The following is a 12,982-nucleotide window of genomic DNA, read 5'->3' on the forward strand; positions in this document are numbered from 1 at the left end:
GGGAGGATCAGTGGTTGGCGACGATCGGGGCGCGCCGGTCTGGCGGCACAGCTCGGCGAGCGGCCAGGACGGCTGCGTCGAAATCGCCGAGCGCGACGATTCGGTGCTGATCCGGGATTCGAAGAACCCGGACGGGCCGATGCTGGCGGTCGACCCGCGCGACTGGCGGCGATTCGTCGCGTACGTGACGCGCTGACGCCTCAGTGCCGCGGCCGGCGCCGATTGCGCCGTCGCCTTCTCGGGCGCAGCGCCGGCGGGCGGGGCGGGTGGGCCTTGGCCGGCAGGAGGCGCCCGCCGGCCGGTGGGTGAAGCCGGCGATCGCCGTCGACGCGAACCGGGGCGGAGCGCCCCCCGTGGGCCGGGCGGTGCAGTGTGCGCCAGGCGTCGCTCAGGGTCAGTGCGCTCAGGGCGAGAAACACCGAGAGCGTGATGAGCGCGTGGGCGCCGACCGCGAGGCAGGCGACGACGCCGACCACCGGCGGACCCATCGCCGTGCCGATGACCACGGCCCGGATCACGGCCCGGGCGGAGCGATCGCCGCGACCCCGGAGCGAGATCTCGATCGACAGGCCGAGGATGCGCACGTGGGAACTGGCCGTGATGTCCTCGCCGTCGGCCCGGGGGCCCGGCACCCGCTCCCGCTCGTCGTCGGACGCGGTGAGGTCGATCCAGTGGACCTGTCGCTGCAGTCGATCGCGCCGGGTCATCGCGAACACCTCGCTTCGGGACCAGCGAGGCAATTGATCTTGTCATGTGACAAGTAGCCTGGTTGCGGTCCGCTTGCCTACAGAGTGTAGCGCGACGAAACGCCACCGCACATGAACAAGCGTCAAAGCGGTGGCGCATTTCGGTGTAGGCGGGGGTGGATCTCTGCCGGGGCGGTCAGAAGAGGGCGCGGCCGCAGAGGATCAGGAGCAGGACCAGCATTACCGCGCCCGCGAAGATGCCCATGCCCTTCGTCAGGATCGTGGCCGCCTGCTCCTCGCGGTCGATGCGCTCGCCGTCCTGGGCCGGCAGTGTGCGCGGCGGGGCGGGGGTCTCGACCACGGGCGGGCGCCAGCCGTGCGGCGGCGGGTTGCTGCGCGGCGCGCCGGTGTACGGGACGCTCGCCGGCGGGGCCGGGGGAGGCGGCGGAGCCGCCTCGCTGCCCTCCGCGGGCCGTCGCCAGAACGCGTCGTCGCTCACGTCACCGACCTTACCCACCGCCGGGGCGCAAACCCGGCGGTGGGCGCCGGATCGGCTAGTCGTTCTCGAGTTCGCGCAGCTCGGCCAGGGACATCGGCCGGGTCGCGTCGGGGTCCTGCTGGTCGAGACGGAGCGTCTCCTGCTCGTCGGCGGAGGGGTCGCCGGCGGGCTCGGGGGTGGGTTGTGTCATGCCGCCGAGTGTGACCCGCGCACCGCGCAGGCGACTGTCGTCATTCGGCCACTTTCCGGCAAACTCCCGGGGGTACTCTCGCAGCCGTGGCAGGTACCAGCGGGTGGGCGCCCACCGATGAGCAGCGAGAAGTGAGCTTCGAGGACTTCGCCGAGGAGCTGGTCGTGCTCCCGGACCACACCACCGACGACACCGACGCCGGTTGGGGCGAGCGCGCGTCGACAAACGACGACCGCCTGCTCTCCGACCGCCCGCCGCACTGGGACTAGGGGCGGTACACCAGAACGCCCGGTCTTCGCAGGCCGGGCGTTGGCGTGTGGGGCCGAGGTCAGGAAGTGGCGGACGACCCGCCGCTCGACGACGAGGATGACGACGAAGACGTCGAGGTGCTCGCGGCCGGCTTCGAGTCGGTCTTGGTCTCCGTCTTGGTGGACGTCGACTCGCTCTTCGTCTCGGTCTTGGTGGACGACGAGGACGCCGGCTTGCCGGTGGAGCGGGAGTCGGTGCGGTAGAAGCCCGAGCCCTTGAACACCACGCCCACCGCCGAGAACTGCTTGCGCAGCCGGCCCTGGCACTCCGGGCACTCGGTCAGCGGCTCGTCGGTGAACGACTGCACAGCCTCGAGCTGGTGGCCGCACACCGTGCAGGCGTACTGGTAGGTAGGCACCGCTCAGCCTCCATCATTGGCACTCTGATACTCCGAGTGCCAATGATGCGGTATCGGGCACCCCTTCGTCCAATGGACGTGCGCGGTGTCATAGCCCAGCAACGCTCCGCAGACGCGCTGGTCATGCGGTTCGGCCGGGATCTTCGGCACCAGCTCCCCGGGGTAGAGCAGGACGATCGCGGGCGCCTGGACCCGATGCAGGACCCGGTCGTACGAGCCGCCGCCCTGCCCGAGCCGGGTGCCGTCCTCGGCCACCGCGAGCCCCGGCAGCAGCACCAGCTCCGCCGACCCGATCGCGTCAGGGCCGAGCCGCGGGCCGGCCGGCTCCCGCAGGCCGAAGCGGCCGGTGGTGAAGGTGTCGTCGTACACCGCCCAGTCCAGGTCGTTGTCGTCCAGCAGGACGGGCAGCAGGAGGCGCTCGGCCACGGCGGCGAGGGCGGGCACGAGGTCCGGGCCGCCCGGCTCCAGGTCGAGCGGCACGTAGGCGGACACGTTCCGGGCGCCGGCTCGGCGTACCAGATCCGCCGCCGCCACGGCCAGGGCCCGGTCGGCGCCGGCCCGCACGGTCGCGGGCAGGGCGCGGCGGACGGACCGGATGTGCGCCCTGAGCTCGGATTTGGGGGACACCTCGGGCAGTACCACTCGATTCCTCCTGATCTGTGACAGCATCGCATCAAACCGATGGGAGGACGACGTGACCCTGCGGGCGCGGCTCACCGCCGCCTTCCTCGCGGTCGTCCTGGGCCCCGTGCTGCTCGGCGCCGTCTTCGTCGGCATCGCCGTGGCCACGGTGAGCGACCAGCGTGCCTCGGAGCGGCTCGCCGCCGGCGCCGACAACCTGCGGGCCGCCCTCGCCGTCACCTGCCAGCGCCTGCGCCTGGCGGCCGAGACCGCCGCCCTGCTCGGCGACCGCCCGGACGCGGCCCAGACCGCCGTCGGCCGCGGCCTGGCCCGCGCGGTGGAGGTGACCGACGGCGGCGCCGTGCTCGCGACCGCGGGCGACCTCCCGCCCCGGCCCTGGGCCGACTGCGGCGCGCCGGCGTCCCAACCGGCCCCGTCCGGGTTCGCCGCGATCTCCGCCTCCGTCGACGTGCTCGACGCGGCCGGGGGCCGGACCGGCCGGGCCTACGCGGTCGAGCCGGTCGACTCGACGCTGCTGGGCTGGCTCGCCTCGGCCAGCGGGGTCCGGGTCAGCTCGCTGGCCGACGGTCCGCCGCCCACCGCCGAGGACGCCGCCATCGTGACCCTGGCCAAGGGGCTGATGCCCGGCGCGACCGGCACGACCGACGGCGGCCGGCTCGTGCGCCGGCTCGACCCGCAGTCCGGCCAGCCGCTCGCCCTGGCCGTGAGCGTGCCCGCCCCGGACGTGCAGGGCCTTTACGCGGTACTCGTCGCCGTCGTGGTCTGCGCGGGGCTCGTCGCGATCAGCGTCGCCTGGTGGCTGGCCCGCTCCACCACGCAGCCGCTCACCGAGCTCGCCCAGGCCGTCGAGCGGGTCGCGGACGGCGACCTCGGGGCCCGGGTGCCCGTGCGCAGCCAGGACGAGGTGGGCCGGCTCGGGTTGACGTTCAACCGCATGACGCGGGAGATGCAGGGGTACGTCCAAGCCTTGACCGCCAGCCGCGACCAGCTGCGCGGCCAGCTCGGCGTGCTCGGCGACACCCTCGCCGGCACCCACGACCCCGACCGCATCCTGCAGGTGATCCTGCAGACCGCGACCGCCGCGACCGGCGCGCAGGCCGGGGTCGTGCTCATGCTCGACCAGTCCGGCGCGCAGCTGCGCGGCCAGGTCGGCGAGGGCCTCGCCGGGCTGGACGTGGCCGAGCTGCGGCTGTCACCGGGCGAGGGGCTGCTCGGCACGGTCGCCGCGTCCGGCGAGCCGATGCGCGGGCGGGTCGACCGCGACGGGCCCGTGCTCTCGGCGAACGAGCCGCGCTGCGTCACGTACGTCGCGGTGCCCGTCGCCGCCCCCACCGCCGGCCCGACCACCGGCCTGGAGCCGCACACCGAGCGCCCGCCGGCCGCCCGCGGCGTGCTCGCCCTCTACGACCGCCACGGCTTCGACGAGTTCGACGACGCCGACCTGGTGACCTTGCGCACGTTCGCCGGCCAGGCGGCCGTCGCCGTCGACAACGTCCGGGTGCACGAGGAGGCCCAGCGGCTCTCCCTCACCGACCCGCTGACCGGCCTGTCCAACTACCGGTACCTGCGCGAGTCGCTGCGCCGCGAGGTCGAGCGGGCCAGCCGCTTCGGCCGCGACCTGGCCGTGCTCGCTCTCGACCTCGACCACTTCAAAGAGGTGAACGACGGCTACGGCCACGCCGCGGGTGACGCGGTGCTGGCCGAGTTCGCCCGCCGGCTGCGCGCCGAGATCCGCGAGGTCGACTTCGCCTTCCGCCAGGGCGGCGAGGAGTTCGTGGTGCTGCTGCCGGAGACCGACGCGGACGGCGCGTCGGTGCTCGCCGAGCGGCTGGGCACGGCCGTGCGGCGCAGCCCCGTGCTCGTCGTCTCGGCCGGCGGAAGCCCGGCACCGCGTCGTATTCCCGTCACCGTATCGATCGGCATCGCGGTCTTTCCACACCACGGCGCGACCGGCGCGGCGGTGCTGGAGGCGGCCGACGACGCCCTCTACGCGGCCAAGGCCGGAGGTCGCGACACGTATCGGCTGGCGTCGGGGCGGGCGGGCGCGAAGGCGAGCGCCGAGGTGACGCCCGGCGCGCCAAAGGCGGCGCAACCACCGCGACAGAGCCGCGGCGGCTAGCCTGCTTACATGCCTGACACGACTCCTCACCAGTCCGCGACGCGCCAGCGGGCTGTCAAAGCCGTGATCCCGGCGGCGGGGCTAGCGACCCGCTTCCTCCCGGCAACCAAGGCCGTCCCCAAGGAGCTGCTGCCGGTGGTCGACCGGCCCGTGCTCCAGTACATCGTCGAGGAGGCGGCCGCCGCCGGTATCAGGGACATCCTCCTGGTGACCGGCCGCGGCAAGACCTCGATGGTCGACCACTTCGACCGCCGCCCCGACCTGGAGGCCCGCCTCATCGAGAAGGGCGACACCAAGCGCCTGGAGGCGATCAAGCGCCCGGCCGAGCTCGCCGAGATCTACACCTGCCGCCAGGCCGAACCCCTCGGGCTCGGGCACGCGGTGTCGTACGGCGAGTCCCACGTCGGCCCCGAGCCCTTCGCGGTGCTGCTGGGCGACGAGTTCTGCGACGAGACGGAGCCCCTCCTGCCGGCCATGCTCGACCTGCAGGCCCAGACCGGCGGCATCGTGCTCGCGTTCATCGAGGTCGACCCGGAGGAGACCAACCGCTACGGCATCGCGGCCGTGGAGCCCTCCGACCTCAAGGTCGACGCCGGGGAGACGGTGAAGGTCACGGCGCTCGTCGAGAAGCCCAAGCCGGAAGAGGCCCCGAGCAACCTCGCCATCGTCGGGCGCTACGTGCTGCCCGCCGAGATCTTCGACGCGATCCGCCGCATCGGCCCCGGGGCCGGCGGGGAGATCCAGCTCACCGACGCCATGGCGCTGCTGCTGGCGGAGGGCACCCCGGTGCACGGGATCGTCTACCGGGGCATCCGGTACGACACCGGCATGCCGCTGGGGTACTTGCAGACGGTCGTCCAGCTCGCGGTGAAGCGTGACGACCTCGGTCCGGCGTTCAGCCAGTGGCTGACCCAGTTCGTGGAGAAGGATCTGCGCGGGTGACAGCGGCTCCAGCGAAGGGATCCCACCACGACGCGGCGCGCGACGCCGGCGTCGGGTCGAACGCGCGCGTCCCCCTCGCCGACTACCTCGCCGGCGTGCTCCGTGGGCTGCGCCCGTTGCCCCCGCTGGACCTGGAGATCACCGCGGCGCACGGCAACGTGCTCGCCGAGGACGTGGTCGGGCCGGGCCCCGTGCCCGCGTTCGACCACGCCGCCATCGACGGCTACGCCGCACGCTTCGACGACGTCAGCGACGCCCAGCCGGGCCGCCCGGTCCGGCTGAGCGTCGTCGGTGACCTGGTCGCCTCGAGCTGGCGCCCGGTCCGGCTCACCCCCGGCACCTGCTTCTCGGTCGCGTCCGGCGCGCTGATGCCGGTCTCCGCCGACGTCGTGATCCCGCCGGGGATGACCGACCAGGGGATGGCCGCCGTCGAGGTGTACCACCCGACGAAGCGCGGCCACGGCGTGCGCCGCGCCGGCGACGAGCTGCCCGCCGGGGCGACGCTGGCCCGGGCCGGCGCCTACGTGACCCCGCCGCTGGTCTCGGTGCTGGCCGCGAGCGGGATCGGGCACGTGGTGGTGCGCCCCAGCCCGCGCGTGGTGGTCATCGCGACCGGCGACGAGCTCGTCGACGTGGGCCGGGCCAGCCAGCCGGGTCAGGTCGTCGACGCCAACTCGCACGCGCTCACCGCGGCCGCGGCGGAGGCGGGCGCGCACGCGTACCGCGTCGGCATCTGCGACGACGACCCCGAGGGCCTGCGCGGCCTGCTCGACGACCAGATGCTCCGCGCCGACCTCATCATCACCACCGGCGGGACGGGCACCGGCCCCGGCGACATGGTGCGCCGGATCCTGTCCCGCACCGTGGTCTTCTCGGATCTTTCCGTGTACCCGTGCAGCTCGCTCGGCTACGGCACCGTCGGCGGCCAGAACGGCGTGCCGATCGTCTGCCTGCCCGGCGACCCGGGCGCGGCCCTCATCGGCTTCGAGGTGCTCGCCCGCCCGGTCATCCAGCTGCTGGCCGGGGCCGATCCGGTGTTCCGCCCGAGCGTGCGCGCCCACCTGCTCGAGACGGTCAGCTCGCCCTCCGGGATGCGCGAGTTCCGGCCGGCGTACATCACCGAGCGCCGCGGCGGCGGGTACACTGTCGCTCCGCTCGCCGGTGGCCCGTACACCCTCTCCGGTCTGGCCGACGCCAACGGCCTCATGGTGCTGGGGGAGAAGGTCATCAGCGCGGCCGCAGGCTCCACGGTGGACGTCATACTTCTGGATAGGCGGCGATGAGTCAGCCCGGTTGGCCCGTAGTGCTCAGGGACGGTCCGGTCACCTTGCGCCCGTACCGGCGCTCCGACGCGCGGCCCTGGTCCGAGGTTCGCCGGGCCAACGAGCAGTGGCTGGGCCGGTGGGAGCCGACGCCGTACGGCACCTGGCACGACCTGAACTCCGTGCCCGCGTTCCGGGCCGTGCACGCCGACCTGCGCCGCGCCGCGCGCCACGGCACCGCGATGCCGTTCGCGGTCTGCTTCGATGACCGGCTCGTCGGGCAGCTGACGCTCGGGAACATCGTGCGGCGGGCGTTCTGCTCCGGGTACGCCGGCTACTGGGTCGATGCCCGCTACGCCGGCAAGGGCATCATCCCCACCGCGCTCGCCCTGGTCGTCGACCACGCGTTCACCGCGGGCGGGCTGCACCGCATCGAGGTCAACATCCGCCCCGACAACGCGGCGAGCCGGCGGGTCGTGGAGAAGCTCGGCTTCCGGCAGGAGGCCTACCACCATCGGTACCTGCACATCGACGGCGACTGGCGGGACCACCTCGGCTACGCGATGACCACCGAGGACCTCGCCGACGAGGGCGGCCTGCTCGCACGGTGGCACAAGACCCTGGCGTCCACCTAAGTCCCCCTTCTCCGACTTTTCGGATAAGTCGGATTTGCCCCTTCGGGCGTTTCCTCCTGCGTGTTGACGTGGTACGAGCCCCGGCGCGTCGTAAGGTCATAAGTCGGAGTTACCGTGCTGTAACTTCCACAGACTTGGATGACTCGCGCGCCTGGGGGGACCGGCGCACGGGACTCGATTAGGAGGGGTGAGGGTGCCGACCTCGGTGCTCCTCGCCGTCCTCGCCGCTGCTGGGCTTCTCGCCCTGGCGCCCGCACTGGTGCGCCGTTACGACGCAACAGAGCGGCTGGTGGCGGAGCGGGCTTTGTCGACCGCGCGGGTGCTGACCCGCGCCGATCGACGCCGCCGTACCGTGCCCGGCCGCCGCCCGGTCAACCCGCCGCGCCTGCTCGTCCCGCGGCTCTCCTCGGCCTCCGGCCCGCTGCCCGCGCCCCGCCGCACCCTGACGCCGGTGGCGCCGGCCGCCCAGCGCGCCCGCCGCCGCATGCACCGCGCCCCGCGCGCGATGTACCGCCGCCGCCGCGTGCTGCTCGCGCTCGTCCTGCTCAACCTCGCCGAGGTCTGCGGGATCACACTGGTCAGCCCCGGCTTCTGGGTCAGCTTCGCGGTGACCGGCGCGCTGCTCGTGTACTACCTCGCCCACCTGCGCACGCGCGCGCTGCGCGACCGCCGGCGCCGGCGCGAGGAGGCGCGGTACGCCGCCTGGATCGCCCGCCGGCAGGCCCAGGTCCGCCGCGAGCAGCTGCGGCGCGCGGCCGCCCGGCGCGAGGCCCTGGCCCGTCAGCTGGCCGAGCGCGACCGCGCACGGCGGGAGGCGGCGCGGATGAACTCCCTGCGTGGCCGCCCTTACGACACGCGCGCGTCGGGTCAGTGAACCCGTTCGCAAACCCCGCAACCGACCTGTTAGTCTTAGCGCCGGTCCGCTTCACCGGGACCGGTTGGGGTTGTGGCGCAGTCTGGTAGCGCACCTCGTTCGCATCGAGGGGGTCAGGGGTTCGAGTCCCCTCAACTCCACCAATGGGCACAGCCTGTTCACGGGCTGTGCCCGTTCGCGTTTGTGGTGGAGTTGATTCCTCGCGCTCGCTTCGCTTGCTCCCCAGTGGGGGCTTCGCCACCCACACCCCCGATTGCAGGTCGGGCCCTCGGGTACATCCAGTGGTCCCCGCGGGGGTTCGGGGCTGAGATGGTTCGGGGTTCGGGCTGGGATGGTTCGGGCTGAGATGGTTTCCGCGCTTGGTTTGCTTGCGCCGGTGGGCTTTAGCGGCGGCGGAAGCCTGTTGCCAGGACCATGCCTACCTCGGGGCGCAGGTCGGTCTTGATCGGGGTGATCTCGGCGCCGGGGGCGTGGCGGGTCAGGGCGTGTTTGATGATGTCGGCGTTTACTGGGAAGGCCGGGAAGGTCTGGTTTTTGATTTCGTAGCCGCTGGAGCCGGTCATGAAGGCGGCGGCGAAGGGGGCGCCTGGGCGTAAGGCCTCCAGGAAGCGGCTCACGCCCCGGAAGAACTCGCCGCGGTCGGCTGACAGGGAGCAGGCTACGAAGAACATGGTGCCTACGTCCCAGCGGGCTCGCTTGAGCTCGAAGATGCTGCCGGGGCTCACCGTGGCCTTCTCGCGGAAGGCGTCCAGGGGTCGGTTCGCGCGCACGAAGGGGGCGTAGGCCGGGTGCTCGCCGTACAGGCTCCAGAACTTGTCCCAGGAACGATCGAAGCGGCGCAGCCACAGCTGCTGGCGGCGCAGCCAGGCGATGTTGGCGGCCGAGTACTCGACCAGCTCGACCTGGCCGCAGAAGGGCAGCATCGACAGTGACGGGTACAGGTTGGCGCCCGGGCCGATGTCGAGGCCCTTCGCGGTCGGGGCGATCCGCACGCTGCCGAAGAAGTCGCGGACGTGCGTGACGAGCTGGCGGTCGTCGTCGCGCAGGGTCCGGTAGTTGTGCGCGTGGTAGATCCTGGGGTTGAAGAGGTTCCAGTCGACCTGGTCGTTGCGTGGCGGCGCGACGGTGTCGGCGGTGGGGCCGCTGCCCCTCCGGCGGGTCTTCAGGGCCGTCGCGGAGCTCGCCATTGAGCCTCTCCTCGGATCGCCGTCGATTGCGGAGTTGGGGGTCGCCCGGCGCGGCGCCGGTGATCGACCGCTGACATTACTGGAGGGCGTTTCGCGGCAATCTCCACCGAACCGGCAGTGTCACCCCGGGCGGGTGGGCGGGTTCTACACCCTGGCTCCACCTTACGACAGCCACGACACGCGCGCGGGGGAAGGCGCGAGTGACGTGTCGCGAACCGGCAAGGCTTTTGTCGGTACTCCGACAGTGAACTCGTAAATATTCATGCACGTCGTGATGTTCAGCCGATCGGGTTAACCTGTGTGCATGGGGCGCCCGGACTTCTTGGTGGTGGGTGCGGGCGTAACGGGACTCACGACGGCCGTCTATCTTGCCGAGCGGCAGCATTCCGTGCACCTCGTGGCCGACCGATTGCCGACACGGACGACGTCGGCCGCCGCCGGGGCCAGTTGGGGGCCCTATCTGGTGAACGATCCGGAAATGATCCATTGGTCCGACGTCACCCTCAAGGAGCTGGAATCCCTCTGTGGTGACCCCCGCACTGGGGTGCGACTCGTCTCCGGGCTCGAGGTCTCCGGCGACGCCGGCGGGCCGCCCGAGTGGGCGAAGAAGATCCGTGACTACCAGCCGTGCTCCGAGGAGGAGCTCGACACCTACCGGCCGCGGTACCAGACCGGCTGGCGGTACACCATCCCGCTGCTCGACATGCCCGTCTACCTGGACTATCTGACCCAGCGCTTCCGCGCCGCCGGCGGCACGGCCGACTTCGACCGGCACGTCGCGTCCTTCGACGACCTGCTCGGCGAGGCCGGATGCCTGATCAACTGCAGCGGCGTCGGGGCCCGGGACCTCGTGCCCGACGACTCCGTGTTCCCGGTACGCGGGCAGCTGCTGGTGGTCGAGAACCCCGGTCTGGAGGAGTTCTTCCAGGACAATGGGTACGGCGAGGACCTGACCTACATCTTTCCGCACGGCAGCCACGTAGTGCTGGGTGGATGCGCCACCGAGTACGCCGAGTCGTGGGCGCCGGCCGAGGACACCGCCCGGCGCATCTTCGAGCGCTGCGTGAGCATCCGCCCGAAGCTGAGCGGGGCCACGGTGATCGAGCACCGGGTCGGCCTGCGGCCCTCGCGCAAGGAAGTGCGCCTGGAGCTCACCGATCGCAACGGCACACCATTGATCCACAACTACGGGCACGGCTCGGTGGGGGTGAGTTTGTCGTGGGGCTGCGCCGAGACGGTGGGTCACTTGATCGAATGATCCCGACCGCCGGTGGGGATCACGATCCGTGCCGGGGTCTAGGGATAGTCGATTCCGATGGTTACGATTTTCGTTGTAGCCTGCGTCGCGGTATTGGCCACGGGCTGCGACCGCGATCAATAACGCCCTCCAGGTACGATGGTGGTTTGCGATGAGAATGCAGCCCCGGCAGGAAATTCTCGACATCTGGCGCGCCCTGGTGCGATGGTCCTGGCAGAAGGACCAGTGGGTCTGGGGTGGCCGCTTCGACTCCAACTCGATCGGGGACGCCGAGCAGCTGCTGTGCCTGCTGCTGCCCGCGTCCAAGGTCCACGTGTTCGGCCTGGACGATCCCGACCGCACCGGCATCGACTCGCTGGATGCGCTCGAGGACTTCGGCGGCACGATGGAGATCCCGCGGCGGATCGTCACGGTGCTGCAGGACTACTACGTGCGCTACACGGACGAGTCGACGGCCGGTGAGGAGACGGCGGCCACGCCGATCTTCGCCGGGGGCAGCTACTTCAACGAGGCCCTGGACGGCAGCGAGCCGACCGAGGAGCAGCGGCAGCTCGACATCGTCGACTCCTACGCCATGGCGATCACCCTCTCGCTGGCCGTCATCGGCTTCGTGCGGGTGTTCCGCAGCAAGACGCGCCGCCAGGCGATACGGGACCAGATCGACGACGTGGAGCGGCGGGCGAGCGCGCGGCTGACGGCCGCCATGGTCGGGCTGCTGCGCAGCTTCAGCGTCAACGTGTTCGACGCCGACTCGGAGTACGGCCGGAACCTGGTGCGGACGGTCAACCAGGAAGGCCTCCCGTCGCGCGAGGTGGTCGACGGCCTGCGCCTCGAGCTGCGCCAGACGATGGCGAGCTTCCGCGAGGTGCTCATCGGGTCCGGTCAGGTGACCGACCTCGACAGCCAGAACCAGCTCTTCGAGTGCGGCTGGTCGTGGGGGATCGTCGAGGACGCCCCGAACATCGAGGTCGCCCCGACCGAGGCGATCGGCGTGCAGCGCAAGGGTATCGCCGAGCAGGCGCCGTATCTGTACTTCACCGTCATCGCCCTGGACGCGATCGAGGACCTGTTCTCCGAGCGCACCCGCGTGCTCGGCCTGCTCAACGAGGAGCAGCAGCGGCTGTCCCGGGCGCTGCAGCTGCGCTCCGACCTCACCCGCTCCTACTGGGCCACGGTCGCCACCTACGGCGAGGGCACGCGCTGGCCGCTGGAGGACATCCCCTGGCGGACCACCGACGGTCTCGACTCGGACTACTTCACGCTGCAGGTGACCTCGCTGGCCGTGAAGGGCCTCGTGCAGGACCGCAGCTCCAACGACGAGCTGGTGCGGATCGGCAACGTCCTGTCCGAGCTGGCCAACCGGGCCCGGATGACCCGGCGGCCCAACCGCAACGACCCGGCGCTCACCCTGCACCACCCCGGCGTACAGCTGTCGCTGGTCGGCAGCGAGCGGGCGGGCGACTCCGAGATCACCTGGATCGTCAACGAGTTCGCCCCGCTGCTGCTGCAGCGCACGGCCAACATCGCCGGGCTGCTCTCCGACGCCGCCGACCGGGGCGCGCTGCTCGAGACCGCCGACCGGGTCTGGGAGCACCTGTTGCAGCGGCGCCTCCAGCGCGGCCCGGGCCGCAACCTCTGGGACGACCCGAGCGGGGCGTTCACCGAGCTGGAGGGGCGGGTCCCGCCGCAGAACGCGCCCTCGTGGCTCATCAGCGAGCGCGTGGTGGCCGCGCTGGTGGCCACGGCCACCGTGCTCGATCGGCGCCCGCTGACCAGCCCGGCGCTCGGCGAGCACGCCGACGCGCTGCTCAGCGAGGCCGAGCAGCTCTTCGACCGCGAGCTCATGCGGGGCACCGGCAAGTCCCTGGAGTCGGATATCAAGAGCATCCGCGCCAACCTGCGCCGGGCCCGGGAGATCATCAGCGACCGCCCCGGCACCGCGGCCCACCTCGCCCTCTCCGTCCTCGGCCTGCTCAACGATCTGTCGGCCGGCCGGCAGAAGTCGACTGGGGTGAACTGAC

At 72.0% G+C, this 12,982-nt stretch carries 15 protein-coding genes and 1 tRNA gene; 10 read left to right on the plus strand and 6 right to left on the minus strand.

What is annotated here, in order from left to right; all coding sequences use genetic code 11:
• The first annotated feature begins 10 nt into the window (after positions 1–10).
• On the plus strand, positions 11–196 hold the full coding sequence (locus ACPPVO_RS04250) for a DUF397 domain-containing protein (protein ID WP_360386213.1): 186 nt from the start codon (positions 11–13) through the stop codon (positions 194–196).
• Positions 197–200: 4 nt separating this feature from the next.
• Here ACPPVO_RS04250 and ACPPVO_RS04255 read toward each other — a convergent pair whose 3' ends face one another.
• The 3 genes from ACPPVO_RS04255 to ACPPVO_RS04265 all read right to left on the minus strand — a co-directional run bounded on the left by ACPPVO_RS04255 (position 201) and on the right by ACPPVO_RS04265 (position 1,375).
• Positions 201–707, minus strand: coding sequence for a hypothetical protein (locus tag ACPPVO_RS04255; protein WP_426509973.1), 507 nt, complete (start codon positions 705–707; stop codon positions 201–203).
• A gap of 175 nt (positions 708–882) precedes the next feature.
• On the minus strand, positions 883–1,185 hold the full coding sequence (locus tag ACPPVO_RS04260; protein WP_426509974.1) for a translation initiation factor 2: 303 nt from the start codon (positions 1,183–1,185) through the stop codon (positions 883–885).
• Between the two features lie 55 nt (positions 1,186–1,240).
• Positions 1,241–1,375, minus strand: coding sequence for a hypothetical protein (locus tag ACPPVO_RS04265; protein WP_426509975.1), 135 nt, complete (start codon positions 1,373–1,375; stop codon positions 1,241–1,243).
• Positions 1,376–1,461: 86 nt separating this feature from the next.
• On the opposite strand from ACPPVO_RS04265, the gene ACPPVO_RS04270 reads away from it, so the two are divergent.
• Entirely contained in the window at positions 1,462–1,644 is a 183-nt protein-coding gene (locus tag ACPPVO_RS04270; protein WP_426509976.1) for a hypothetical protein, read from the plus strand.
• Positions 1,645–1,703: 59 nt separating this feature from the next.
• Here the strand turns inward: ACPPVO_RS04270 and ACPPVO_RS04275 are convergent, their stop codons facing one another.
• Positions 1,704–2,042 carry an FmdB family zinc ribbon protein gene (locus ACPPVO_RS04275; protein ID WP_426509977.1) on the minus strand — a complete coding sequence of 113 codons (339 nt, stop codon included), beginning with the start codon at positions 2,040–2,042 and terminating at the stop codon, positions 1,704–1,706.
• 3 nt (positions 2,043–2,045) lie between these two features.
• Positions 2,046–2,684, minus strand: a complete 639-nt coding sequence (locus tag ACPPVO_RS04280; protein WP_426509978.1) for a 5-formyltetrahydrofolate cyclo-ligase — start codon at positions 2,682–2,684, stop codon at positions 2,046–2,048.
• Between ACPPVO_RS04280 and ACPPVO_RS04285 the strand changes: the two genes are divergently transcribed.
• The 6 genes from ACPPVO_RS04285 to ACPPVO_RS04310 all read left to right on the plus strand — a co-directional run bounded on the left by ACPPVO_RS04285 (position 2,638) and on the right by ACPPVO_RS04310 (position 8,659).
• Complete coding sequence (locus ACPPVO_RS04285) at positions 2,638–4,803, plus strand: diguanylate cyclase (protein WP_426509979.1); 2,166 nt, start codon at positions 2,638–2,640, stop codon at positions 4,801–4,803. The genes ACPPVO_RS04280 and ACPPVO_RS04285 overlap by 47 nt on opposite strands.
• 9 nt (positions 4,804–4,812) lie before the next feature.
• The gene (locus ACPPVO_RS04290) at positions 4,813–5,745 is read left to right on the plus strand and encodes a UTP--glucose-1-phosphate uridylyltransferase (RefSeq protein WP_426509980.1); all 933 of its coding nucleotides are present in this window, start codon (positions 4,813–4,815) and stop codon (positions 5,743–5,745) included.
• A complete protein-coding gene (gene glp / locus ACPPVO_RS04295) occupies positions 5,742–7,028 on the plus strand; it encodes a gephyrin-like molybdotransferase Glp (RefSeq protein ID WP_426509981.1) in 1,287 nt (428 codons plus the stop codon). Before ACPPVO_RS04290 ends, glp begins: the two co-directional genes overlap by 4 nt.
• The gene (locus tag ACPPVO_RS04300; RefSeq protein ID WP_426509982.1) at positions 7,025–7,642 is read left to right on the plus strand and encodes a GNAT family N-acetyltransferase; all 618 of its coding nucleotides are present in this window, start codon (positions 7,025–7,027) and stop codon (positions 7,640–7,642) included. The genes glp and ACPPVO_RS04300 overlap by 4 nt, the downstream gene beginning before the upstream one ends.
• A gap of 187 nt (positions 7,643–7,829) precedes the next feature.
• Positions 7,830–8,516: a hypothetical protein gene (locus tag ACPPVO_RS04305; RefSeq protein WP_426509983.1), complete on the plus strand. Its 687-nt coding sequence runs from the start codon at positions 7,830–7,832 to the stop codon at positions 8,514–8,516.
• Between the two features lie 66 nt (positions 8,517–8,582).
• Positions 8,583–8,659 (plus strand) — tRNA-Ala (locus tag ACPPVO_RS04310).
• Positions 8,660–8,899: 240 nt separating this feature from the next.
• Here the strand turns inward: ACPPVO_RS04310 and ACPPVO_RS04315 are convergent.
• The gene (locus ACPPVO_RS04315) at positions 8,900–9,703 is read right to left on the minus strand and encodes an SCO2525 family SAM-dependent methyltransferase (RefSeq protein ID WP_426509984.1); all 804 of its coding nucleotides are present in this window, start codon (positions 9,701–9,703) and stop codon (positions 8,900–8,902) included.
• A 304-nt stretch (positions 9,704–10,007) separates the two neighbouring features.
• Here ACPPVO_RS04315 and ACPPVO_RS04320 point away from each other — a divergent pair, with 304 nt between their 5' ends.
• Together ACPPVO_RS04320 and ACPPVO_RS04325 are read left to right on the plus strand one after the other, a co-directional pair.
• A complete protein-coding gene (locus ACPPVO_RS04320) occupies positions 10,008–10,961 on the plus strand; it encodes an FAD-dependent oxidoreductase (RefSeq protein WP_426509985.1) in 954 nt (317 codons plus the stop codon).
• 151 nt (positions 10,962–11,112) lie between these two features.
• Positions 11,113–12,981 carry an SCO2524 family protein gene (locus ACPPVO_RS04325; RefSeq protein WP_426509986.1) on the plus strand — a complete coding sequence of 623 codons (1,869 nt, stop codon included), beginning with the start codon at positions 11,113–11,115 and terminating at the stop codon, positions 12,979–12,981.
• The last annotated feature ends 1 nt before the right edge of the window (position 12,982 follow it).

The organism is Dactylosporangium sp. McL0621 (assembly GCF_049995355.1).
Taxonomy (GTDB): domain Bacteria; phylum Actinomycetota; class Actinomycetes; order Mycobacteriales; family Micromonosporaceae; genus Dactylosporangium.

Excerpts from the sequence above, each read along its gene's own strand:
- ACPPVO_RS04255 (WP_426509973.1), bottom strand. The coding sequence starts at position 707 with ATGACCCGGCGCGATCGACTGCAGCGACAGGTCCACTGGATCGACCTC.
- ACPPVO_RS04265 (WP_426509975.1), bottom strand. The coding sequence starts at position 1,375 with ATGACACAACCCACCCCCGAGCCCGCCGGCGACCCCTCCGCCGACGAG.
- ACPPVO_RS04285 (WP_426509979.1), top strand. The coding sequence starts at position 2,638 with ATGTGCGCCCTGAGCTCGGATTTGGGGGACACCTCGGGCAGTACCACT.
- ACPPVO_RS04290 (WP_426509980.1), top strand. The coding sequence starts at position 4,813 with ATGCCTGACACGACTCCTCACCAGTCCGCGACGCGCCAGCGGGCTGTC.
- ACPPVO_RS04300 (WP_426509982.1), top strand. The coding sequence starts at position 7,025 with ATGAGTCAGCCCGGTTGGCCCGTAGTGCTCAGGGACGGTCCGGTCACC.
- ACPPVO_RS04315 (WP_426509984.1), bottom strand. The coding sequence starts at position 9,703 with ATGGCGAGCTCCGCGACGGCCCTGAAGACCCGCCGGAGGGGCAGCGGC.
- ACPPVO_RS04320 (WP_426509985.1), top strand. The coding sequence starts at position 10,008 with ATGGGGCGCCCGGACTTCTTGGTGGTGGGTGCGGGCGTAACGGGACTC.
- ACPPVO_RS04325 (WP_426509986.1), top strand. The coding sequence starts at position 11,113 with ATGAGAATGCAGCCCCGGCAGGAAATTCTCGACATCTGGCGCGCCCTG.